This is a genomic window from Methanosalsum natronophilum (assembly GCF_024808815.1).
Taxonomy (GTDB): domain Archaea; phylum Halobacteriota; class Methanosarcinia; order Methanosarcinales; family Methanosarcinaceae; genus Methanosalsum; species Methanosalsum natronophilum.
In genome coordinates this window covers 17,039-41,244 of the sequence record NZ_JANUCS010000001.1, presented here as the reverse complement: position 1 = coordinate 41,244, position 24,206 = coordinate 17,039, and the positions used below count along the sequence as shown (strand labels likewise).

Annotated in this window: 29 protein-coding genes; 26 read left to right on the top strand and 3 right to left on the bottom strand. The window is 32.0% G+C overall.

The window, feature by feature from the left end:
• Window positions 1-21: 21 nt before the first annotated feature.
• The 10 genes from J2T59_RS00235 (at window position 22) to ftsY (ending at window position 6,144) form a co-directional block, all read left to right on the top strand.
• On the top strand, window positions 22-1,296 hold the full coding sequence (locus tag J2T59_RS00235) for an adenylosuccinate synthase (RefSeq protein WP_259132981.1): 1,275 nt from the start codon (window positions 22-24) through the stop codon (window positions 1,294-1,296).
• Between the two features lie 162 nt (window positions 1,297-1,458).
• Window positions 1,459-1,908 (top strand): 30S ribosomal protein S19e, encoded by a 450-nt coding sequence (locus J2T59_RS00230; protein WP_259132980.1) that lies wholly within the window; start codon window positions 1,459-1,461, stop codon window positions 1,906-1,908.
• 249 nt (window positions 1,909-2,157) lie between these two features.
• Window positions 2,158-2,511 carry a DNA-binding protein gene (locus J2T59_RS00225; RefSeq protein ID WP_259132978.1) on the top strand — a complete coding sequence of 118 codons (354 nt, stop codon included), beginning with the start codon at window positions 2,158-2,160 and terminating at the stop codon, window positions 2,509-2,511.
• Window positions 2,512-2,526: 15 nt separating this feature from the next.
• A complete protein-coding gene (locus J2T59_RS00220) occupies window positions 2,527-3,123 on the top strand; it encodes a DUF7411 family protein (protein WP_259132976.1) in 597 nt (198 codons plus the stop codon).
• 107 nt (window positions 3,124-3,230) lie between these two features.
• Window positions 3,231-3,386, top strand: coding sequence for a 50S ribosomal protein L39e (locus J2T59_RS00215; protein WP_259132974.1), 156 nt, complete (start codon window positions 3,231-3,233; stop codon window positions 3,384-3,386).
• Between the two features lie 12 nt (window positions 3,387-3,398).
• Window positions 3,399-3,671 carry a 50S ribosomal protein L31e gene (locus J2T59_RS00210; RefSeq protein WP_259132973.1) on the top strand — a complete coding sequence of 91 codons (273 nt, stop codon included), beginning with the start codon at window positions 3,399-3,401 and terminating at the stop codon, window positions 3,669-3,671.
• 53 nt (window positions 3,672-3,724) lie between these two features.
• Window positions 3,725-4,378: a translation initiation factor IF-6 gene (locus J2T59_RS00205; protein ID WP_259132972.1), complete on the top strand. Its 654-nt coding sequence runs from the start codon at window positions 3,725-3,727 to the stop codon at window positions 4,376-4,378.
• 71 nt (window positions 4,379-4,449) lie between these two features.
• Complete coding sequence (gene rpl18a / locus J2T59_RS00200) at window positions 4,450-4,629, top strand: 50S ribosomal protein L18Ae (RefSeq protein WP_259132971.1); 180 nt, start codon at window positions 4,450-4,452, stop codon at window positions 4,627-4,629.
• Between the two features lie 6 nt (window positions 4,630-4,635).
• The gene (pfdA, locus tag J2T59_RS00195; protein WP_259132970.1) at window positions 4,636-5,085 is read left to right on the top strand and encodes a prefoldin subunit alpha; all 450 of its coding nucleotides are present in this window, start codon (window positions 4,636-4,638) and stop codon (window positions 5,083-5,085) included.
• 27 nt (window positions 5,086-5,112) lie between these two features.
• Window positions 5,113-6,144 carry a signal recognition particle-docking protein FtsY gene (gene ftsY / locus J2T59_RS00190; protein ID WP_259132969.1) on the top strand — a complete coding sequence of 344 codons (1,032 nt, stop codon included), beginning with the start codon at window positions 5,113-5,115 and terminating at the stop codon, window positions 6,142-6,144.
• Window positions 6,145-6,149: 5 nt separating this feature from the next.
• On the opposite strand, the gene trpA is transcribed toward ftsY, so the two are convergent.
• From trpA to J2T59_RS00175, 3 genes are all read right to left on the bottom strand, one after another.
• On the bottom strand, window positions 6,150-6,935 hold the full coding sequence (gene trpA, locus J2T59_RS00185) for a tryptophan synthase subunit alpha (protein ID WP_259132968.1): 786 nt from the start codon (window positions 6,933-6,935) through the stop codon (window positions 6,150-6,152).
• Entirely contained in the window at window positions 6,922-8,118 is a 1,197-nt protein-coding gene (trpB, locus tag J2T59_RS00180) for a tryptophan synthase subunit beta (protein ID WP_259132966.1), read from the bottom strand. Before trpB ends, trpA begins: the two co-directional genes overlap by 14 nt.
• Before the next feature lie 168 nt (window positions 8,119-8,286).
• Window positions 8,287-9,078 (bottom strand): indole-3-glycerol-phosphate synthase, encoded by a 792-nt coding sequence (locus tag J2T59_RS00175; RefSeq protein ID WP_259132964.1) that lies wholly within the window; start codon window positions 9,076-9,078, stop codon window positions 8,287-8,289.
• 282 nt (window positions 9,079-9,360) lie between these two features.
• On the opposite strand from J2T59_RS00175, the gene J2T59_RS00170 reads away from it, so the two are divergent.
• The 16 genes from J2T59_RS00170 to J2T59_RS00095 all read left to right on the top strand — a co-directional run bounded on the left by J2T59_RS00170 (window position 9,361) and on the right by J2T59_RS00095 (window position 24,130).
• Complete coding sequence (locus J2T59_RS00170; protein ID WP_259132962.1) at window positions 9,361-10,725, top strand: histone deacetylase; 1,365 nt, start codon at window positions 9,361-9,363, stop codon at window positions 10,723-10,725.
• Window positions 10,726-10,771: 46 nt separating this feature from the next.
• Window positions 10,772-11,641, top strand: a complete 870-nt coding sequence (locus tag J2T59_RS00165; protein ID WP_259132961.1) for a GNAT family N-acetyltransferase — start codon at window positions 10,772-10,774, stop codon at window positions 11,639-11,641.
• Window positions 11,642-12,190: 549 nt separating this feature from the next.
• Window positions 12,191-13,090, top strand: coding sequence for a V4R domain-containing protein (locus J2T59_RS00160; protein WP_259132960.1), 900 nt, complete (start codon window positions 12,191-12,193; stop codon window positions 13,088-13,090).
• An 88-nt stretch (window positions 13,091-13,178) separates the two neighbouring features.
• Window positions 13,179-14,240 carry an RAD55 family ATPase gene (locus tag J2T59_RS00155; RefSeq protein WP_259132959.1) on the top strand — a complete coding sequence of 354 codons (1,062 nt, stop codon included), beginning with the start codon at window positions 13,179-13,181 and terminating at the stop codon, window positions 14,238-14,240.
• A 12-nt stretch (window positions 14,241-14,252) separates the two neighbouring features.
• A complete protein-coding gene (locus tag J2T59_RS00150; protein WP_259132958.1) occupies window positions 14,253-15,026 on the top strand; it encodes a roadblock/LC7 domain-containing protein in 774 nt (257 codons plus the stop codon).
• Between the two features lie 29 nt (window positions 15,027-15,055).
• Window positions 15,056-16,648: a hypothetical protein gene (locus tag J2T59_RS00145; protein WP_259132957.1), complete on the top strand. Its 1,593-nt coding sequence runs from the start codon at window positions 15,056-15,058 to the stop codon at window positions 16,646-16,648.
• A 45-nt stretch (window positions 16,649-16,693) separates the two neighbouring features.
• On the top strand, window positions 16,694-17,296 hold the full coding sequence (locus J2T59_RS00140) for a hypothetical protein (RefSeq protein WP_259132956.1): 603 nt from the start codon (window positions 16,694-16,696) through the stop codon (window positions 17,294-17,296).
• Between the two features lie 351 nt (window positions 17,297-17,647).
• Window positions 17,648-18,004, top strand: a complete 357-nt coding sequence (locus J2T59_RS00135) for a response regulator (protein ID WP_259132955.1) — start codon at window positions 17,648-17,650, stop codon at window positions 18,002-18,004.
• Between the two features lie 21 nt (window positions 18,005-18,025).
• A complete protein-coding gene (locus J2T59_RS00130; protein WP_259132954.1) occupies window positions 18,026-19,138 on the top strand; it encodes a protein-glutamate methylesterase/protein-glutamine glutaminase in 1,113 nt (370 codons plus the stop codon).
• Window positions 19,139-19,162: 24 nt separating this feature from the next.
• Window positions 19,163-19,990, top strand: a complete 828-nt coding sequence (locus tag J2T59_RS00125) for a CheR family methyltransferase (RefSeq protein WP_259132952.1) — start codon at window positions 19,163-19,165, stop codon at window positions 19,988-19,990.
• 20 nt (window positions 19,991-20,010) lie between these two features.
• Window positions 20,011-20,625, top strand: a complete 615-nt coding sequence (locus tag J2T59_RS00120) for a chemotaxis protein CheC (protein ID WP_259132950.1) — start codon at window positions 20,011-20,013, stop codon at window positions 20,623-20,625.
• 33 nt (window positions 20,626-20,658) lie between these two features.
• Window positions 20,659-21,135 (top strand): chemotaxis protein CheD, encoded by a 477-nt coding sequence (locus J2T59_RS00115; protein WP_259132949.1) that lies wholly within the window; start codon window positions 20,659-20,661, stop codon window positions 21,133-21,135.
• A gap of 20 nt (window positions 21,136-21,155) precedes the next feature.
• Complete coding sequence (locus J2T59_RS00110) at window positions 21,156-21,815, top strand: chemotaxis protein CheC (protein WP_259132948.1); 660 nt, start codon at window positions 21,156-21,158, stop codon at window positions 21,813-21,815.
• Between the two features lie 21 nt (window positions 21,816-21,836).
• Window positions 21,837-22,412, top strand: coding sequence for a hypothetical protein (locus J2T59_RS00105; RefSeq protein WP_259132947.1), 576 nt, complete (start codon window positions 21,837-21,839; stop codon window positions 22,410-22,412).
• A 471-nt stretch (window positions 22,413-22,883) separates the two neighbouring features.
• Window positions 22,884-23,513 (top strand): hypothetical protein, encoded by a 630-nt coding sequence (locus J2T59_RS00100; protein WP_259132946.1) that lies wholly within the window; start codon window positions 22,884-22,886, stop codon window positions 23,511-23,513.
• A gap of 11 nt (window positions 23,514-23,524) precedes the next feature.
• Entirely contained in the window at window positions 23,525-24,130 is a 606-nt protein-coding gene (locus J2T59_RS00095; protein ID WP_259132945.1) for a hypothetical protein, read from the top strand.
• The last annotated feature ends 76 nt before the right edge of the window (window positions 24,131-24,206 follow it).

Below are 24,206 nucleotides of genomic sequence, written 5' to 3'. Positions count from 1 at the left end.
ATAAAACAAATCCATCAAACCATGTTCACAATTCTTACAGGAGCACAATTTGGAGATGAAGGAAAGGGTAAAATCGTCGATCTCATGGCGGAAAACTATGATTTGGTAGTAAGGTTCCAAGGTGGAGACAATGCGGGTCATACTGTAAAAGTTGCAGACCAGGTCTATAAACTTCACCTAATTCCTTCTGCATTTCTTTTGGATTCCAGAGTACTTATTGGACCAGGTACTGTTTTAAATCCCAAAGTCTTGCTAGAAGAAATCGATATGCTCAAAAAAGGTGGAATTGAAATAACACCTCAAAAGCTTGGAATTGATGGTAAAACAAGTATAATTATGCCGCATCATATAGAACTAGACACCCTGCGTGAATCTGCAGTATCAGAAAAGATTGGGACGACTAAAAGAGGAATAGGCTTTGCTTATATTGATAAAATATCAAGGGAAGAAATTCAACTGTTTGATATTGCAAATGAAGAAACATTTTACAGTAAGTTAGAGGATATTCGTGAACAGAAACAAAAAATGCTTGAATCTTATGATAACCAAGACTCTAAAGCTTTTGATGTTTCGGTTTTAGATGAGTATTTAGCAGCTGGAAAAGTACTTAGTTCTTATATCACTGATGTATCTTCAGAGATAAATGATGCAATAAAGAAAGGTAAAAATGTAATGGCTGAAGGTGCTCAAGGTTCACACTTGGATGTTGTCCATGGAACTCAAAAATATGTTACATCTTCTAGTACTATAGCTGGATCAGCATGTTCTAATTTAGGCGTTGGACCAACAAAAGTTGATGAAGTTATAGGTATTGTGAAAGCCTATATTACACGAGTAGGCGAAGGCCCACTACCAACAGAGCTGCATGATGATATTGGAAGAAAAATTCAGGAACAGGGTGGAGAATTTGGCACTACCACAGGAAGAGCCCGAAGATGTGGATGGTTTGACTTACCTTTAGCTAAAAAAGCTATAAATTTAAACGGATATAGTAGCCTTGCTTTAACTAAATTAGATGTTCTTACTAACATAGACCCAATTAAGATATGTGTGGGATATAGTTTTCAGGGAGAAACATATGAGTATCCACCTGCTAAAACATCGCAATTATTTGAATGCGCACCAATATACAAAGAACTAAGTGGTTGGGATGAGAACCTTTCAAATGTTAACAAATATGGTGATTTACCTGAATCTGCTAAAAAATATGTTGATTTGCTAGAAAATATGATGGATGTACCAATTAAATATGTTTCTGTGGGTCCAGGTAGGGAGCAGACATTTAGAAAATTATGATTTTCGATAGTTTTTGATAATTGGAAAATACTAACCGATAGATTAATGAATCAGATTTCACATGCATATAGCTACATTTTACTTTTAACCAGCAAAACTAATCTGAACTACTAAAAAATAGATTTTAAGTATAATTGATAAATTTATAATCGGAGGAACAAAATGACAACAGCATATGACGTTCCTGCAACTAATCTAATCAATAAAGTTGCAGAAAAGCTAAAAGAAAACGATAATGTAAAACCCCCAACTTGGGCTGATTACGTGAAGACAGGAGTACATAAAGAACTACCTCCAAATGAAGGTGATTGGTGGTATATACGGTGTGCAGCTGTTTTAAGGAAGGTATACCAAGATGGACCCATTGGTGTAGAAAGACTTAGATCAGTTTATGGTGGAAAGAAAGATAAAGGTACAAACCCTTATAAAAAAATGAAAGGAAGTGGGTCAGTAGCACGTAAAGCAATCCAACAGCTTGAAAAAGCAGGATATGTGCGCAAATTGAAAACGGGACGTGTTATGTCTCCTGAAGGTCAATCACTTCTTGATAATGCTGCATATGAAGTAAAAGGGGAATTAGTTGAGGAAGTCCCAGAGTTGGCTAAATATTAATTAGTCTATAATATAGCAGTTTTAGTTTGAACATATTAATTGTATAAAAGATTCAAATCTAAAATTGATTAAGAGCATAAGATAACCCATTACCAACATGGGACTTATCATTGCTCTATTTTAGTAAGGGAAGCTTCTATATAGCTATTCTTTGTTTCTTTTAAGGAACATAAGCATTAATTATATGACTGTTGTTATTAGTAACATATTGATTAATGAAAATCTATATAACTAGATGGGTGAGAATTTATGGAAGATGATTTAGAGCAAATAAGAAGAAAAAAACTGCAACAGTTACAAGAACAACAAGGTTCTCAATATTCGAGTGAAAATCTCCAAGCGGCATACCAACAAGAACAGGCAAATGCTGAAAGGGAAGCCCAAAAACAAGCTATAATGCGCCAAATCCTAACACCTGAAGCCAGAGAACGACTTACAACACTGAAGATGTCAAGAACTGAACTTGCAGAACAACTAGAATCTCAACTTGTGATGCTAGCTCAGAATGGACGGATACAATCCAGAATAGATGATGAACAATTAAAGCATCTGTTACAAAAAATGATGCCTAAAAAGAAAGATCAAAAAATCACTCATATCTAACATTTTATTTGAGCTATGAAAGTTTCAGTTCTTTTCAGTGGAGGAAAAGATAGTGCTCTTGCAGCTATACTTTTAGAGCCATTATTTGAAGTAGAATTAGTTACATGTACTTTTTCTTTATTATCTAATGGTTCAATAGGATCTGAAGCGGCCGAGAAATTAGAGATGAGGCATAGAATAGTTTGTTTAGAGAACAGTATTTTAGATGATGCTTATCAAATCATAGTTCAAGATGGTTTTCCCAAAAATGCTTTAAATTATATCCATTTAAGTGCGTTGAAAACCCTAGCTGAGGAGAAGAATACAAAATTTATTGCTGATGGGGTAAGAAGGGATGATAGGGTACCACGCTTAAACAACTCTCAAATACGCAGTCTAGAAGACAAATATTCTATAAGCTACATATCTCCTCTTGGTGGTTATGGTAGATCAGCAGTAAATGCCCTTGTTGATAAACATTTACTTATTCATGAAGATAAGAGCGAAAATCTTGCAAAAGCAGATTATGAAGCAGAACTAAGGGAAAAAATTGCATGTGAAATAGGTGGAGACGCTGTAAAAGAACTTTTTCCTCCACATGTTCAATCAAGAATTATAGAAAGAATAAAATAGTTAATATGCAGTTAAGTGCAAATGGTTCTAGATCATAAGTAAAAATTTATATGATAATTTTCATTAATGTTCTTACTTTAGTTAATAGATATATAGAGGTAATTTTTATGAGTCATAATACAAAAGGACAAAAAATGAGATTGGCTAAAGCTCATAGGCAAAACCAAAGAGTTCCAATGTGGGCTATTGTGAAGACTAATAGAAATGTTGTAACTCATCCAAAAAGGAGAAATTGGAGAAGAAGTAGTCTTAAACTCAAATAAAGGTGATTGAAAATGGCAGATACAGTTGTAGCACCAACGGAACAAATTTACACAATTCCTTTAAGGGTTGTAAAAGGGACATCAAAACCAAACCGAGCTAACAAAGCTATGAACGAGATAAAAAAGTATCTTGTTCGACATATGAAAAGTGAAGAAAACTTAATTAAAATAGATAAATCAGTAAACGAAAAAATATGGGAGAAGGGAAGAGAAAAACCACCTTCTTCTATTAGAGTTAGAGCAGCTAGATTTGAAGATGGTGAGATTCAAGTAGAATTAGCTTAAATCCTTAATTATTTAATATCTTCATTTAACCTAAATAATCATGGCTGAATACAATGAACTATACAACTGAAATATATGAAAGTCCTCTAATTGGTGTGTTTGCTACTTGTACGGAAGAAGTAGCTCTTGTGCCCACAGGTACAAATGAGAGTGAAATTAAAATAATAGAAGATGTTCTCGATGTAGATGTATATTCAACTTTGGCAGATGGATGTACAGTTATAGGTTCACTTATAAGAGGAAATTCTAATGGATTCGTTATTCCAAAAAACATGAGTGATAAATATCTTGTTGATTTGGGATTAAAGGCAACTTCACTTCCTCATAAAATAAATGCTATTGGTAATATTGTGCTTGCCAATGACTATGCAGCCCTAGTCCACCCTGATTTATCAGATAAAGCTGTTGAATTAATTTCTAATGCACTAGGAGTTGAAACTTTCAGAGGAACTATAGCAGGCATTAAAACCGTTGGTATGGCAGGAGTTGTAACGAGTAAGGGTTTGCTAGTAAACCCAAGAGTTTCTAACGATGAGATTGAAAAACTAAGAGAAGTATTTAATCTTGAAGTTCTAACCGGAACTATTAATTATGGAACACATATGGTAGGATCGGGAATATTAGCTAACTCGAAAGGATTTTTAGCAGGTTCACAAACAACTGGTCATGAGCTGGGTAGAGTTGAAGAAATACTTGGATTTATCTGAAAGATTGAATAAATAAAGCTAACGAAATATAGTAATTAATTTTCTTTAACTAAGAATATAGGTGATTATTTGTGAATAATTTTGTTGTCAAAGGAACATTTAAAGCAGGACAAAACTGGGAAACATTTACAAAAATTGTAGCCAGTCAGAATGAAAAAAATGCATATGAGAAGGTTTATTCATTGATAGGTAGTGAACACGGTCTAAAGAGGAACTTAATAAAAATAGATAGTGTTCATCAAGAGGCTTGATATAAAATGTCTCAAATGAATGAACAAGATGCGAGGAATTTATTAGCACAGCATAGAGAGTATAAAGCCCGTGTTGAAACTCTTTATCAACAAATTAATGCAGTGCAATCGCAGATAGATGAATGTACAAGTGCTCTTAACACTATAAATGAACTCAAAGAAATAAATGATGAGTTAGATACTATGGTACCTATAGGAGCAGGTTCTTACTTACATGCTAAACTGACTAAACCAGATACAGTTGTTGTAAATATAGGTGCAGGTATAAGTGTCGAAAAGACGGTTGAAAACGCAATTAAAACTTTAAATAGACGAAAAGACGACTTGACTAAAACCGTTGAACAGTTACAAAGTAGCATGAATCAATTGACTAAGAGTATCGAAGAAATCGAAAATAAATTTCAAGATTATTCACAGTCCCAGCAAAGGCAGCCTCCACAATATTCAGGGCAATAAGCAAATAAATATCAGCTAGAGATTTACATGTTTAACAAACTTAAGGATAGATTAAAAAACTTTAAAACTAACTTAGGAACCAAAATCGATGAAAAAGCAGTATCTATAGAGCAAGAAGAATCAGACTGTAGTATAAATACAAATGAAGAAATATCTGTAGGTCAAAAAAAGAACAGTAGTATAACTCAGAGAGCTAAAGCATTTGTATTTGAGAGAGAAGTAATTCTTTCTGAAAAAGACATAGAAGATTCTTTATGGGAACTTGAAATTGCTCTAATGGAAAGCGATATTGCTATATCTGTTTCTGAGGCAATAATAGATTCTGTGAAAGAAGATTTAGTTGGTAGCCGAAAACGTATTGGAAAGAACACAGAAGAAGTTGTTGAAACAGCTATAAGAAATGCAATTCTTAATATAATGTCAGCTAACACCTTAGACTTTGACAAATTTGTTCGAAATGCAGAAAAACCTGTAAATATAGTTTTTGTAGGGATTAACGGAACAGGAAAAACTACCACAATAGCAAAAATGGCTCATTATTTAAAAGAGAATGACTTTATTCCACTATTAGCAGCAGGCGACACATTTAGAGCAGGTGCAATTGATCAGTTAGATATCCATGCTAAAAGACTTGGTACTAAAATAATAAAACATCAAGAGGGAGGCGATCCTGCAGCAGTAATCTATGATGCGATGCAATACGCAAAATCTCATAATATTGATGTTGTACTTTCGGATACAGCCGGTAGAATGCATACAAACGTAAATCTTATGGCTCAGCTCAAAAAAATTTGTCGGGTTTCACCTCCAGATTTAATTATATTTGTAGATGAAGCTGTTGCTGGTAATGATGCAGTAGAAAGAGCATCACAGTTTAATGATTCAGTTCCTATAGATGGATCCATTTTAACCAAAATTGATGCTGATGCAAAGGGTGGTGCAGCGATTTCAATTGCATATATTACTAACAAGCCAATTCTGTTTTTAGGCGTTGGGCAAGAGTACAATGAAATCGAAAAGTTTGACCCAGAATGGTTTGTAGATAAAATATTTGAATAAGCAATTTAATCATGCCTTGTTCCCATTTTCAATTCTTTTGCGATTTGAAGAAGTTCATGCTCCATGTTTTTTCCTGAAGCAATGGTTTTTACGAATACTGACCCCGCAATCACACCATCAGCCCCATAGGATATAATATTTCTTACTTGGCTTAGGTTTGAGATTCCAAAACCTACAGCTACTGGTGTATCAGTATATTTTTTTATTTTTTTAATCAATGATTCTAAACCAGAATCAATATTACTATCACTACCAGTAACGCCGGTTTGAGATATTAAATAAAGGAAACCAGAACTATTATTTAAAATTTTTTTAAGCCTTTCATCGTTGGTGATAGGTGAAATTAGGTGTATCAAATCTATATTATTATTTTCGCAGCATTGTTTTAATTCAGTTGATTCTTCTATTGGAAGGTCAGGGACTATAATCCCAGAGATTCTCGCTTCAATACAACTATCAACAAAAGATCTAATACCATACTTATGAATTATGTTATAATATGTCATGCAAATAAGTGGTACTTTAACACTCAATGATTTTACCAGTTCAAAATATTTATCGGGGTTCATACCCTTACGAATTGCTCTATCACTAGCTTCTTGTATTGTAGGTCCATCTGCAATTGGGTCAGAAAATGGTAATCCTAGCTCTACTATATCAGCTCCACCTTCTACAAGTGTTTCAACTGCGGATTTAGTAACGTGTGAATCAGGATCTCCTGCGCATATGTAAGCTATTAGAGCACTCTCTTTGTTTTCTCTTAACTCCTCAAATTTTTCAGCAATTTTCATATGAATCTCCTGTAATATTTATGACAGTGTTTAGGTCCTTGTCTCCTCTGCCAGACAAGTTTACTACTACTAAATCTCCAAGAAGACCTGATTTAGCATTTTTCATAACATATGCAAGTGCATGAGAAGATTCTAATGCTGGAATAATACCTTCAGTAAAACAGAGCTCATGAAATGCATTTAAAGCCTCATTATCTGTTACATTGCATGGACTAACTCTGCCATTTTCTGCAAAATATGCAAGTTCTGGACCTACACCCGAATAATCTAGGCCAGCTGAAATTGAATGTGACTCCAAGATCTGACCCTCTCTATTTTGCAATACTTTGGTACAGGCCCCATGTAAAATTCCAATCTCGCCTGAACACATTGAAGCTGAATGCATTGCAGCTTTATCTGTAACTTGCATACTATTACCACCAGCCTCTACTGCAAAAAGCTTCACATTATTTTCATTAATGAATGGATAAAATATTCCTATCGCATTACTTCCACCACCTGCACAAGCAACAATAGAATCGGGGAACCTTCCTTCCTTTTCAAGTATCTGTTTCTTCACCTCGTTTCCAATAACACTTTGAAAATCTCTCACAATCATAGGATAAGGATGAGGACCCACAACGGATCCTATTAAATAATGGGTTGTTTCTATGTTTGTAACCCAATCACGTAAAGCTTCGTTAATTGCATCTTTTAGGGTTTTTGATCCAGTTTCAACAGCTTTAACACCAGAGCCAAGCATTTTCATACGTTGAACGTTTGTCATTTGCCTTTTAACATCTTTTGAACCCATGTATATTAGTGTATCAAGCTCAAGGGTTGCACCAGCCATAGAGGTTGCAGTACCATGCTGTCCAGCTCCAGTTTCAGCAACAATTCTTTTTTTACCCATATACTTAGCAAGCAATGCTTGGCCTATAGTGTTGTTTAACTTGTGAGCTCCACCATGAACAAGGTCTTCTCTCTTCAAATATATTTTAATGCCATACTTCTTGCTTAAATTTCTTGCATAATACAATGGGGTTTTTCTGCCTGCAAAGTCAGTTAAATAATAAGTTAAGTCTTTTAAAAAATCAGGGTTTTTGCTGAATTTATTATATTCACTTTCTAAGTCTTCTAATGCAGGCATTAGAAGTTCAGGTACGAACTGGCCTCCATAAATGCCATACTTTTTCGTGTGCATATATTTTCCTCTTTTAAATCTAATATAAAATTCAATAGAAACTTTTTGACAAATCAAATAAAAATCAAATATATAGCATTTTAGTCTAAAATGCCGTAAAAACCTTCTTGTTGAGTTAAGAAACCTAAATTTTTTGCAATCCATTCATTTTTTTAGAATTTGATGAACTCAAGAATGTAAACAGTCCACCAATTCTTTTGTTTTTTCATATATGTCTACACTCTTCATAATTGAAGTTCCTATAAGGAAAGCATCAACTCCTATAGACATTAATTTTTGAATGTCTGTTGTATCGCGTATCCCACTTTCACTTATAATAATATGGTTAGTTTTATTTTTTTTGTCATACTCTTTTATTAAAGGCGCAATTTTTTCTGTATTGTTAAGATCTACTTCTAAAGTAGAAAAATTTCTATTATTTATTCCAATAAAAGTTGCTTTAGTATTTAGTGCAAGCTTTAATTCATCTGGACTTTGCACCTCAACTAGTGGTTCGATTCCCCTAAGTAGTGCTTCATTAACAAAAGTTTCGAGGTTTTGTTTAAGAATGCTGGTGATCAACAAAATCATTTCTGCTGATGTTTCATCAATTTGCCTAATGTCAAGTATAAAATCCTTTCTAAGGATTGGTATTGAAACAGCTTTTGATACAGCAAATAAGTTTTCTTTAGAACCTTTGAAATAATCGGGTTCAGTGAGAACTGATATTGCTACAGCACCTGCACGCTCCATATCTTTACCTATAACTGAAGCTTCATTAGGTGATATTGATCTCAACTTTTCTTTAGGAGAACTAGGCTTAACTTCAGCTATTATAGGAACTCTATTTTCTAACTTCTTATCGTAAATAGAGTTAGATATTTGTGTTTTATTTTTTTTAGTTTGATAGCTATCATGCTTTACTAGAGTGCGATTTCTTTTTTTTGTAGAGCTAATAATGTCTTCAATTAGTATGTGCATCTAAAACCTCATATGTACATTATAGTACATATGTATACATGAGCACATATTTATTTGTTTCGAACAAAACTTTAACATTAGGAATTAGTTTTTTAAGAGGATTTTCTTTAATTCTTTATTCTGGAGTTTGGATTACTATTATATAAAAATAATAAAATTGAATTCTAAATTAAATGATGTAGGATTATAATATAGCACATGGTTCTGTTTCAGGATTTATGAATATCGACAATTCTATATGCTTTAAAGCGAATCTTAAATTGTTAACTTAGGAGCCATTTTATGGTTAAAAAATCAAATTTTAAGAAAGATAACATTAAAAAACTCAATGATTTTGTAGCTTCGAAATTTGATGACCATGATTATGAGTCAATTGAGATGGAAGATCTAGATATTAATGACGAACATGTATTAACCACAAACATAAGTTTAGCTGATCAATATCACCATCAATCTTCTTCAAAGTGTGGAAATAATGGCTCAACATCTAAAAATCTTGCAGAAACCTTTCAGAAAAAAATTAACTCGGTGGGTGATGATAATAAAATTTGCTCAAATGAGTCTTTTTTAGAAAAAATTCCAAAAATTGCCATTGTATATGATGAATATCACAGCACCCATACTTCTTCTTTGTTAGGTATAGAAAGCCCAGAAAACCCCCAAAGATTGTTTGAAGCCTACTGGTACTTAAAAAAAAATAGAGTCTTTGAGGATAAAATGATAGACTTGTTTAATGATTTTGAAAAAGCTAATGAAAAAGATATAATGCTTGTACACTCAAAGACCTATTTAGACTTCTTAAAATCATATGCTTCAAAAGGTGGTGGCTTTTTAGGTGATAGTACTTATATTACTGAATCATCTTATAATGTAGCCTTAAAAGCAGTAGGGGGTTCCATAAAAGCCGCCGAACTTGTGATAGAAGGCAGCTATTATTCTTCATTTGCTTTAGTAAGACCACCTGGACATCATGCAGGTGTTGACAAATACAGTGGTTTTTGTTTATTGAACAATGGCGCAATACTTGCTAGATATCTCCAAAAATACCATAAATATAAAAAAATTCTAATACTGGACTGGGATGCACATTCAGGTAATGGAACTATGGACATCTTTTATCAGGATCCTACGGTAATGACTGTTTCAATTCACCATGATCCACGAAACTATTACCCAAGAACTGGGTTCAGCGATCAACTTGGAGATGGTAAAGGAAAAGGATATACATTAAACATTGAAATGGCTAAAGGGGCAGGGGATAAAGATTATCAACTAGTTTTTAATGAAATAATTTCACATGTATTAATCACTTATTCTCCTGATTTTATTATTTGTTGCTGTGGTTTTGATGGTTATTATAAAGAAAAAAATAATAAGTTAAACATGACATCAGAAGGTTATTATGAAATTGGCTACTGGCTGAAGTCAAATTCTTCTGTTCCATTTGTAGTTTTATTAGAGGGTGGCTACCATAAGTATAACGGTCAACTATGTCATAGTTTCATATCAGGCATATTAGGCAGAAAAAATCCATTTATTGAAAAAAATATATTTTCACAATATGAAAAAAATATGCAAAAGAATATTTACATAGACACTCAGAAAAATCTAAGTAAGCTAAAAAAACTAACGTCATTTGGAAAATAAATATATTATTTATACTGCCACTAACTAACATTTAAGGTAGGTTAAGATGAAACAACTCGCTAAATCAGAAAATGGCATTTTCTTTTATCGCTTAGAGGATCCTACAGAAGTTGATAAACTAAGAATTGGCGAGTATGTATATTTTAAACATCACCTTGGTATGTCTGATTATCTGCTTAACTTTAAAAGCTGGCTAAAAAGAAAAAATATCCTTTTCATAGTTGCTGTTTTTAAATTTAATATAATTGGTTGGGTTATGAATGAAAGATGGAATGACTGCTCATCACAAGAAAAACCAATATTTGTATTAAGAGGAATTGAAGTACATCCAAATATTAAAAGAAAAGGTATAGGTAAAGCACTTTTCACTCTGTCTTCAATGGTGTTAATAGGCTATATTATCACAAAACCAGTAAATAAAGATGCTAAAAATTTCTTTTCATCACTAAATTTCAGCTCTTCTCAAAAAGATGTTCCAATTGAGCTAGGTAATTACCCTGGATATATGGCACTTGATGTAAGCAAAATGAATATTAATAGACCAATACACGGTATTAGCTTGAATTGTAAAAACATATCTGAATGCACAGAAAGTCTTTTTGATACTCACAATATTCAAAAAAAGGATAAAAAAGACAAATTTAGTAGTGATAATTGTACAAAATCAACTAAATCAAGTATGAATGAATTAAATAATGTTCAAAATGAACAGGATTTAGTAGATATTAAAAAGAAGTCTTTAAATTCTTGTAACAAACCAAGGTATAATGGAACATTTCAAATGAAATCTCCTTGTACTTGTGGAAATTTTCATGGGAAAAAATATATCATTTCGGGTAAAAGAAATGGTATTTTAATACTGTGTTCGGAATGTGGAAAGCAAAGGTATTTTATTAAAGGAACGCAGAGAAGATAATTTTAAAATAAGCAAAAAAAAGATAATTGTAGACATAAAATATTTAAACATACAAAATATTCCTTGGATTATAAAGAAGGAAGGTATAAAATAGTTAAATAATATAGTAGTACCAAAAGAAATAGAAATGCTAACAATATTCTATTGTTGATTTATCTAGTATGATGTGTTTACTTGAGAAATAAGTATTGTATTTCAAAATTTTCTTTTTAATATTCTAAGTGATGTAAGATTTTAATTGTATATTGATACTATCAATGAGTTTAAAAATGCATGGTAAAACAAAAATATTTGTTAATATTTCTAATATTAGATGAAAAATCCATATGAAAATAAATTAATTTAATATATTGCTTAATTTAAAACTTATAGTTAATAGAGAATATATTGTTTAGACATCAATAAGTAAATAAATACGTGTATTAATAAATAAGGAGATTGAGGGATGGTTCCTATCTATGAAATTGTAAACTGGAGGCTGATAAAATAACTGACAATCACACAGATTCTCCTCCTTTTGAGGATATAACATCATCTACCCCCCCTTCAATGGAAGGTACTGGTTTCGCACAGTCAATGGGTGCTTTTGGTAAGATGCTGAAAATACAAGAAGCTATTACAGAAAATTTGCCAAAGTCGAAAGTACCATGGAATGAATCTAGAAAATTTTTAAAATCTATCACAATCGATGATATTAAGGCAACGTCTCTATATAAATTCCATGTTGGCCTGTTCAAAAAATTTGGTCTTGGTAACCTTCAACTAATCGGCTTTGCTCCTATGAATTATATATACGGAGTAGCTAAGTGCCCAGTCTGTAGTCTATACCCCGCTTTAAATAATCAAAAGGTTTGTACAGCAACTACTGATGCATTATATAGATTTTTCACAGAAGCTCTTGAAATTGAATGCAATGTCGAAGAAATAGAATGTGTAAAGAATGGTGATTCGGCATGTAAATTTAAGGTTGGCTTGCAACCAATATCTGCATACAAAATTTTGATTGATGAGATTGATAAAAATATATTAACCGGACAAAGTCCACTAGATATTGATTCTACAGAATACAAAAAAAGAATTGAACTATTATCAATTTACAAGTTAATTGAAGAAAATAAAATGTCTGAAATAGGGAAGACCTATATGCAATATGCAGGAAATTTATCCTACCAAGAAAAAGTATTTGATCCTCCTTGGAAAAAACATGAAGAGTTAGAATCAATAGCTAAAGAAAAAGGAACATTTGGGGCAGCTTTTGGTGCAATGAAAGATAAGTCTACAAATAAAGAGGGCAACAGTCAGAAAATTCCCTCAGAGGAAAATCTCTTTACAAAGGCCAAACCCACAAATAATGGAAATGACAGTGCAAAAAACAGTGAACCCAACACATCAACATCAAAAGGGGATAGTTTTTCAGATTTACTTTCAAAGATGAAAAAGAAAAAATAAGTTCTAAATAATTGGTTATTCTGTGAAAATTGAATTTTAGGATAACTTGGTGATTATTTAATCACAATAGGAACTTTGAGGTAAAAAAATGAATGTAGAAAGAATTCCAACAGGAATTACTGGACTTGACAGAGTAATTGAAGGAGGGGTACTTGATAATACAACATTATTAGTTGTGGGATCAAGTGGAACTGGAAAATCAACATTTTCGATGCAGTATATAATGTATGGCCTTGAAAGAGGTGAAAATGCTCTTTATATAAGTTTAGAAGAACCCCCTGAGCAAATAATGCGTGAAGCCAAAATGCTTGGTTTTGACATGGATGAATATTATGAAAATGAGCTCTTTTTTTTCCATTCAAAAGGGGAAGACTTTAGGAACTTAGTAGAAGAACAACTTCCTTCATTAGTTGAAGCAAGTCAGGAACTTGATGTGAATACTCGTGTTGTAATTGATCCACTTACTCCTATGATTTGGTCAGTTAAAGATAAACAAGAACAAAGAGAATTAATAACTAAGTTATTTTATACATTAAAGCAAATAGGTCCGGTCTTGGTAACTACTGAAGAACACGCATCACCAGGTGAAACTATGGGTGAAGATGTTCTTATACCTGTTTATCTATCGGATGGTGCTGTTCACTTGACATATCGTCCTATAGGTGGAGCCTTTAATCGTGCTCTTGAGATAATCAAAATGAGAGCTACTAGGCACGGTGAAGAGGTTTATCCATATATTTTTGTAAGAGGATTAGGTGTTGTGGTACGAACAACTCCAATGGTATCTGCAGAAGATATTAACAAATATGATGATGTTTTTGACAAAGCTATAAAGACAGCTACTGAATTAGGTGCACCTCGATCTCTACAAGATAAACTAAAGAAAATCAAACAAGGCTGGTCATATAGTTTTTCTCCTAAAGAAACACTACAACTAATGTTTGAGATGCATGATCTCACTGGAACTGCTCCAAAAGCCCGAAATGACACTGAAGTCGACTCATCCATAAGTGAAGATAATACTGAATATAAAGATACCAAATCAGAAGAGGATGTAACAACTGATAATAGAACTGATAGTACTGAGATGGAATCTGATTCTTTGATTGACATGGAAGATTTAAGTGAACTCGAAGAGATTGTAAATTAAAGAAGTGATAATGTGTCAGTTAAAAAGACAAAAGAGGATTTAGAAGATGTATCTCTTCTTAAATTTGCACTTACTAGACAACTACAACGAATGTATGAAACAACAGATGTTGATGTTGTGATGTTTTCAGGAATTGATGGTAAGATCTACTCTTCATATATTCCTGAAAATATAGGCTCGAAAATATTTGAACTGACAAATTTAATCACTAATAATATGCACCATATCGCCCAACAACTTGAACTAGGTTTAAATCAAGCTGTAATTGAATATGATATGGGAACTACTGCAATTTTTTCTTCAGTAGGTAAAGGAGCTCTTTTGATTTCACTTTTCACTGGGAAAACAGATTTAGGAGCAAATGTACATAAAATTGAAATCTCAAGAAAAGTTATTAAACATATATTTGAACAAAAACCAATGACTAGTGATCAACTTGATCAATATTCATCTGAAGTTTCTAAAGAATTACGTATTTTAAGCAGAAATGTTTTTGAAGAAATGTATACACACTCATCAGAATATAAGAAAAACATGGAGATACTTGCAGATATTAAAACCAAGATCTCAACAGTCATGGGAAAAACTGAAGTTGATCAAGTTCTTGCAATGGCTTTTTATGAAGTTGCGTCATCTCCTAAATGGATGAATGAAGATCTTTGGATAATGCTGTTAGATCTTGTTATAAATGAGCAAATAAGGCCAATACATGGTGACTATGTTGCTGATCTATGTGAAAGTGATTGGATTCCTGATATAAAACGCAAACTTGAAGCATTTGTTTAAAATTATATTATGTAGATTGGAGCCTAATAATGAAAGAATCTATTGATTGTAGTACAAATAGCCAAGATACATGTAACTGTTCCCATGAACCAAAAAAAGATTCTAGTACATATAATGAGCAAGAAGAACTTGAATCAAATATAGATTATGACAATGAAGAAACTAATAAGTTAATGTTACCAGAAAAAAGTCCTCATGACTATCGTCCAGAAGTAAATAAAATAGAATCGAATAATGAGGATATTTTAAGTCAACCTCAACCTGAATTAGGTAACAAAAAAGATGTGGATGAAAACCTAATAGCAAGTATCCAAAATCAACTTTTAAAATTAACTGATGAAATAACTGAACTTGAAAATTCCTTGGAAGATCAAAAGGAAACATCTTCTAGAAGGTTATCTGAAGTAAATGAAAGACTTCAAAATAAAACGGAAGAAGAAGATTTTATAAGTGTTAAAAATGAGTTTAATTTATTTTCTAAAAGATTACGTAGGGTTGCAAAAGAAGCTGATGCTTCTCACAATGAAGTTCTAGACGCTTCAAAAATACCTCCTGATGTTCTTGAAATAGCTTATAAAAAAACACTGAATAATATTTTTACAGAACTTGTTACTTTTGTGGGTGAAAAAGATGCACATGATATCGTATTTAAGGTTATAAAAAAGGTTAGGTCTTCAAGTGCAGGTGTTGATTTTTTTAGGTTTGAAACTGGAAGATTCACAGTATACAAACTCGCAGAAGCCATAGAGAACAAACTTGTTTCCCCAAAACAAATCCATGCTACATATTTAGAACTTGTACGTAATTTAATGGAGTATATTCCGGGATATGAAACAAGAGACTTCAAATCATTTGTTGAAACAGGAAGTATGGAATATGTTATTGATAAAGTAAGACTTCACGAAGACCTCTATGTTGACATACTGGAAAAAATGAATTATTTTGAAGATATTGCTGATAAAATATCTGAACAAATGGAAAATATTTCAAACAAGCAAGAAGAACTTGAAAATAACATACAAGAAATAAATCATAAATCTAGCGAAAATTCATCTTTTGAAGAGGAAGGTGCAAACCAAGTTGCACATGCAATTAATATTCACACAAAAACACTCAAAAAATTAAGCGAAAATATAAAAGCTATTGAAAAAGAAATTGAAACTCAAAAATCAGATAATAAAGATGAAATTAATGAATTACAATTTCAATTAAACACATTAAAAGAAAATCAAATGAAGAAGGGAAGAGAAGAACTGCAGGAACTTTTAGAAGAACAATTAAATTCTGTAAACAACAAAATTGACGTTGCTATTAAATCTAATAACAATAAGATTGAATCTGACCTATCTCAACTTAATGAAGAAGTAATAAGCATCAAAGATGAACTTGGGTTGCTAAAAGAGCATTTCAGTACTGAACTATCTTTGTTTGATAAGAATGTCTTAAAATGTATTGAAGAAGAAAATAGTGGCATGACCTTAAAACAGATTAAAAAAAAATTACCGTCCAATGATGTGGATGAAAATGTGCTAGAAAAGATCTTAGAAAAGCTTTTAGAAACAGAATATATCGAGAAATACAAGAAAGGTCGATATGTATATTATACTAGGTCAAAGAATTAACAGAATTTGTATATGATTATCAATAGAATAAATTGAGCTGATACATTGGTTAACATAGATAATCAAAAGTTGCGCACAAGATTGTTAAAATATGTTGCAAAGTACAATGCTGACCCAGTTAATGTTCATAGTATTAGTCAAGAGCCCACAGTAGATATGTGTGCGGATGATATTGAGAAAATAACTAGCTATTTAATAGGTCCCATTGAAATCAATATTAAAAAAGAACTAAAACAACTGTTTAAGGAGTGCGAAAATCCTGAAATTCCGTATTATGAGGTAGTAATGGACATTATGCATTATATGAATGAATTTGTTGGTGACCCACACACTGTTGAAATGATGTTCAGTAGAATTAACAGTGAAGTTGCTCGAAAAAAAATAGAAATCGAAGATAAGGTCTTTTATTCAGATGCTGAATGGAATGGTGAAATAATTGAGCAGTCGATACAAAAACTTCGAAATACAGGTACAGAAAGAGATTATCAGCTAATGGTTGAAAAAACATTGGAATCTTTAGTTAATTCAACTAACAAAAAAGAATTAAACGCTGTACGTATGAGATTAAATGATATTATTAAAAAACATAGTGAACATGAACTTGATAAGCTTGATACTAAGTTATTTTTTGAGACTGGTAAAATATAAAGAAAAAACTATTATATATTTTCTATAAAGGGTTGTAAAACGATTAATAATAATGACATTTAAGTTGTATTTTATAGTCTATCTAAGAAACAATGCAAACAAATTAATATACATAAATAGCAATTAATAATAGCAATAAAAAGGTAAAAGATTCTTTCATTTTTAGATAACTTAGAATACTAAACTCAAATTGAATAATATATGAAGCTATAATAAAATTCTAACATCTAATCACGTAACTATAGGATAATTTTAGGTATAATTAAACTATGTTTTAAAGTTGAAAATATAATATGTTAAAATGTCTAAAGTAAAGAAAATAATTTATTATAATACAAAGGAGAATAATTTATGGCAAAAATAATGGTTGTAGATGATGCAGCATTCATGCGTATGGTAATAAAAGACATACTCACTAAGAACGGGCATGATGTTGTAGCTGAAGCTGGTGATGGTCTTGATGCAATTGAAAAGTATAAAGAAAGTAAACCAGACTTAGTTTTCTTGGATATAGTTATGCCTAACATGGAAGGTACTGATGCATTGAAACGTATCATGGAAATCGATGAGAACGCTAAAGTGGTGATGTGTTCATCTATTGGTCAACAGTCTATTGTTACTGAAGCAATCAATAATGGTGCTCAGGACTTTATTGTGAAACCCTTCGATGCAAATAAAGTGCTAGAAGTCATATCAAAAGTCATGTAAAATTCATTTTAAAATGATATTATGACAATAAAGGCCATTGTTGTTGATGATTCTGCATTTATGAGAAAAGTGATATCAGATATACTTGATAATGATTCTGAGATTGATGTTATAGCCACCGCAAGAAATGGGAAAGATGCTATCGAAAAAATTGAAAGGTATCGACCGGATGTTGTTACTTTAGATATAGAAATGCCTGTTTTGAATGGGCTGGAAGCACTTGGATATATTATGAGCGAATGTCCAACACCTGTGGTTATGCTAAGCTCTTTAGACGAAAAAGGCGCAGAAACAACACTAACAGCCTTTGAATACGGAGCAGTTGATTTTGTGCATAAAACATCTGGAAGTATAAGTCTTGACATATCTTCTTTGGCCAATGAAATTTGCTCAAAAGTAAAGATTGCAGCCAGTGTTGATGTTAAAAAGTTAAACTTCATGGAAGAACATGTCTGCAAGAATATCCAGCAAAACTCACAAAAAACTGTTGTTAAAGGAATACCAGTTGAAAAAAAAGTACAAGTTATCGAGAAAGCACATATTAATAAAAAAATTTTAGCTATCGGGTCTTCAACTGGTGGTCCTCGGGCTCTTGAAAAAATCATACCTAACTTACCAAAAAATTTCCCAGCAGCTGTTTTAGTTGTACAACATATGCCCGCTAGTTTTACAGCATCATTCTCTAAAAGACTGGATTTACATTCTAATTTAAAAGTTAAGGAGGCTGAAGAAGGCGATATTGTAAAGGAAGGATTAGTTTTAATTGCTCCTGGGGATTTCCATATGGAAGTAATTGAAGAGAAAATAAAAGGGAAATTAGAAGGTGTGATTAGGCTTAATAAAAATCCAAAGGAGAAGGGAGTTAGGCCAGCTGTAAATGTTCTTTTTAGATCAATAGCTCCTATTTATGGTTCCAACATACTTTCTCTTGTTCTTACAGGAATGGGAAGTGATGGCTTGGACGGAGTGAATGAAATTAAAAGAATGGGTGGTATAACTTATGCTGAACATAAAGAAACATGTGTAGTATATGGGATGCCAAAAGTAATAGTAGATAACAACCTTGCAGAAAAAGTAATACCTTTGGACAAAATTCCATATGAAGTGATTGAATTTTACAAGAATATGACTTAATCGGAACAATTCAGTGGTGTAGAAATGGATAGAAATACAGAGATTAAAACTTTAAATGAAGATTCTGATTTTATTGAACTTAAAAAAACAATCAATAAAAAAATAGGTTTCAACTGTGATCAATATAAACCATCTCACTTTAAAAGGAGAATTGACATCCGATTGCGTGCTAATAACTGTACAGAATATTCTCAATATGTAAAAGTTCTTAAAAATGAACCCAAGGAACTGGAAAAATTAATTGATACACTAACAGTAAATGTAACTGAATTTTTTCGAAATAAAGAAACATACGAACTAATTGAACAAAAAGTCCTACCCGAAATACTCAAAAAGAAAAATGTTAGCTCAGTAAATGTGTGGAGCGCTGGTTCTTCAATAGGGGTAGAAGCCTATTCGGTTGCAATCCTTTTGAATAAAGCACTAGGTAGTAAAATTAATAGATATAATATAAAAATCTTGGGAACTGATATCGATAATAAGAGCCTTAATAGAGCTACAGAAGGGATATATACTTCAATGGAAGTTAGAAATATAGATTCTAATACATTGGAAACTTATTTTACATTCCAAGATAACAAATATCATGTAAAAGATAAACTTAAAAATCTAGTTAAATTCAAACACCATGATTTGATTTCAGGGGGGAATGTTGGAAATTTTGATTTAATTTTATGCAGAAATGTGACAATCTATTTTGAAAGGGAATTACAAGAAAAACTTTATCACAAATTTCATTCTTCTTTGGTTAAAGAAGGATTTTTAGTAATAGGCAAAACAGAAACATTAGTAGGCGATGTTAAAGATTTATTTGTCCCTTTTAATTTAAAAGAGAGAGTATATCGGAAATAATTATAATGGTAGGGTTTAAATTGAACAAAACTAACAATTTGACTGAGTTTCAACATGATTCTCTATGCGAAATAGCAAATATTGGGTTTGGGAATGCTGCAACTTCTTTATCAAAGTTAGTTGGTGATGAGGTAGCAATAAAAGTTCCATCTTTGCAATTGCAACGTATAGAAAAAATACCACAAGTAATTGGTGGTGAAGAATCCGTTGTTTATGGTATAGTCATGCAAATATATGGTGATTTGAATGGATATATGACAATATTATTACCAGTTGAGAGTGTAAACTCAATATCTTCAAAACTTTTATCGAATTTCGATGAAGAGACTAAGAATGAAATGATTATGTCTATGATGGAAGAAATTGGACATATCTTAGGTGGCACATATGTAACTTCTCTTTCAAATTTTCTTAACATGAATATTTCAATAGATACACCTTCTGCAACTTATGACATGGCCGGTGCTATATTAGACCTCGTTTTAATAGAAATGAGCAAGGACTTTGAACACTCTCTTGTTCTTGATACAGAAATGAAAGTAAAAAATGATATTGTTGAAGGAAATATTTTAGTACTGGTTGATACGGCCTCACTTAAAATCATTATGGATATAATTGATGGAATGGTTAGTTGACTTAAGTAGTTACAATGTTGGATGTAATAGTTAATGAATATAATTACCGTTGGAATGGCAGATTATGCTATAGGTACATCACCTATAAGCTTGACAACATTAGGCTTAGGGTCATGTGTAGGAATTACATTATATGATTCAAAAACTAAATTGGGTGGACTTTTACATATCATGCTCCCATCTGTTGATCAAGCAAGGTCTAAAGAAAATTTAGCTAAGTTTGCAGATACTGGAATACCACTATTAATAGATGATATTATTGAAAGGGGCGCATCTAAAAGGAGATTAGAGGCTAAGATTGTAGGTGGAGCCAGCATGTTCAGTTCAAAAAATGGTAACCTAAAAATAGGCGAAAGGAACATTAGTTCCACTAAAGAAGTATTATATAAATTAAACATCCCAATAAAAGGTCAGGATACTGGCAAGAATTATGGGCGAACGATCAAACTTGATACTAATACTGGTAATTTGACAGTTAAAAGTGCACTTTATGGAACTATCATTATATGATATAGGGAGAGAATAACTTTATGGACGAGAACATCCAAGACAATCAAAAGCTAAAATCTTTTCATGTTGATGCTATAAAAGAAATTGCTACCATTGGTATGGGAAATGCAACCACATCTCTTTCAAACATGATTGGAAAAAGGGTAAAACTGAACCTTGCTAATGTATATACTCTTGATATCAGGCAAATGGCCACTTCGATTCCTGAATCAATAACAATGGTTGGAATTATATCTAGGCTAAAAGGAGATATTGATGGATTTTCATTAATGCTGATGGATGTAAATAATGCTATTCTACTGAGAGATGTTGTTTTAGATAATGTTGAAGATGAAGATTTTACATATAGTGAATCATCAATTAATGAAACAACGAATATATTAATAGGTTCTTATTTTAATGCTGTTTCCCAATTTTTAGGTATAAATGTAACACATTCATCTCCATATAGTGTTTCTGGAACTATATTTAATGTCCTAGAAAATTTAATTGAATTTTCAAATGATAATGATGATGGTTTAATAGATAATGATACCTTAGTGCTTGAAACTATGTTTATGGTTGAGTCAGTGTCAGGCTCTTCGGGACTTAATACCCTATATTCCGATATGTTTTTATTTCTCAACAATGAGTCAAAAGAAAGTCTCATAAATTCGTTGGATCAAATCTTGATGAGCTAATGTTTATGGGTATATACTTAAATGATTCATTTAATAATCTCAACACGACATGGTGATTACATGAACAATAGGTGGATACAATTTATTCAAGAAAATCCATCAAATAGAAACAATAATAAAAAATCTATAGTCGATGAGTTTAAAAAATTTCATGCTATGAAAAACACAAACTCTTATAAGACCCAACCAAAAAAAGAGAATGTTTCAGAAAAATCAACTGAAAAACCTATTGACGGTTCATTAAGTACTTTATCGAGAGATGAAAATAAACCTCATGATACAACCCCTCCAGAAGATGATAACGTTTCATTAAGTGAAAATGATACCATCTTTACAATGTGGTATTCTAAAAGCCACAAATCATTTGAAAAAAAGAAGAAAAATGATGAATCTATGGATTTTGCTGATCTAATAAAATCTAAGGATGGGAATTTATTTTTGAGATATCGAATTAATGGAAAAAAAGACGAGTTTGTTAAAGTAGAATCTATATCAGAAGCAAAATCAATCATTGAGGAAGATAATTTCACGACAACAGAACTATATCCAAAAAACCGTGAGCTTTTGTGGGCTTTAGCCTATGATAAGAGTAAATGAGGAAACTGTATAAATTTTTAGACACTCTCATGCTATTTTATTTACTAGATTTATTCAGCATATTTTAATTTAATAACAGTAAAAAATGTTTCTGTCAGATTAATTAAATGGTAGAGTTGTTTAGGTTAATTTATTAGAGAAAATATGATTTTACAGAGCTTGAAAAAATATTTTCAAACAACAAACTTAATATTTATAGAACATAGTTTTAATTTAGCGGCATTTTTGCATTGATATATCAAAAATTAATATCATAAAAAAGTAAAATAGAATGATATAGCATAAATAAGTACTAATATCTGGTAACATTAGTAATAAGCTATTTGAGTAAACTATCATTATATATCGGTAAGTATACTAAAAACTAACTGCAATAATGCTAAACCTAATTCAAAAAAAGTTCAAATAAAATTAAACAAGTTATATGACTTATAGTTCATGAAAAAATAGCTAGAATAGGAGCGTACAAAAATGATGGATATTGCATTATACTCGCTTGTTGACGATATGGTCGGCAAGGCAGGTACAGAAGGAGTTGTAGAATATTGGCTTCGCGTCGGTGAATCATATGCTGAAAGAATGGGGAAAGAAGCGTATGTGGGTTGGCCTGCATTCAATGTTGCTATGAAAGAAGGGCGTACAGCTCTTACTATGGAAGGCAGCGTTAATGTACTTACTGATTTAGCTATAACAGATCGCGATGGTGATGTAATAGGGTATGTTTATGCTTTGAAGGTATGTACAATGGCCCCTACTATGCACCGTTATATTCAAAAGATCGGTCCACTTCCAGAATCTGATAATGATGTTTCAGATAGCTTTAATGTAAGAGTTCATGATTCATCTGTATGTAACTACTGCATAACACATCAAAAGTTTAGAGAAGTTGCATCCAATAATATAACTGTTGCAAAACAAGAACTTGATTGTCTTCAACTTGCAAATAAGGGGCGTTTAGGTGAAGTGAAAATGCTACCTGAAAATCTCTCAAAAATAAATGTTGACGAGAGACATATCAAAAGTATATTAAGAAGTGCTTCTTGTGTTTATGCATTAGTTATTAAAGGAAAAACTAGTTCAGATGGAGATATTGAGTTGTAAAGGTGATTATTGTGGCAGAAGATATAAAATCAAACCCATTTATTGATGTTTCAGTATTCTTGTTTTTTGAGGATATAGCTGATAAACAAGGAGTTGAAGGTTTCACTAATTATATGATTAGCCAGGCAGAGTCTTTAGCAAAAGCAGTCCCAGAAGAAGAATATGAAACTTGGGAAGATTTTGCAAATGCAGTATCTGCAGGCGAATCCGTTTTCTCTTCTTTTGAAGGGATAAAGCAAATTAGTCCAAACGGTTTTGTAACTGAGATTTGTCCATTTTCAAATGCTATACGTGAATATATAAAAAGGCTAGGGAACTTCAACCAAGTTCACAGGGAAGCAACTGACCACTATAACAATACTGTACAACCATCAGCTGCATTTAGCGCATGTATGATGCATCAAACATATCGACAAGAAGTTGCAAAAAGAATAAAGATTGCGGGTAAACCATTAAATTATGCACAAATAGCTGCAAAATCATATACAGGGCATGTTGCAATGCCTCCAGAAGCTTGGAAAAAAGTACTTTTGTCAAAAGCCGGAGTTTCTGAAACACAAGGTTATATGGAAATGCGTGAAAATGCATGTCTCTATGTACTATATCCTGAAGATTGATTTTATGTAGTACATATTTATTGCAAAAATATGATATTTCACCTTTTTCTATACTTTTATTTTTTTATCTACTATT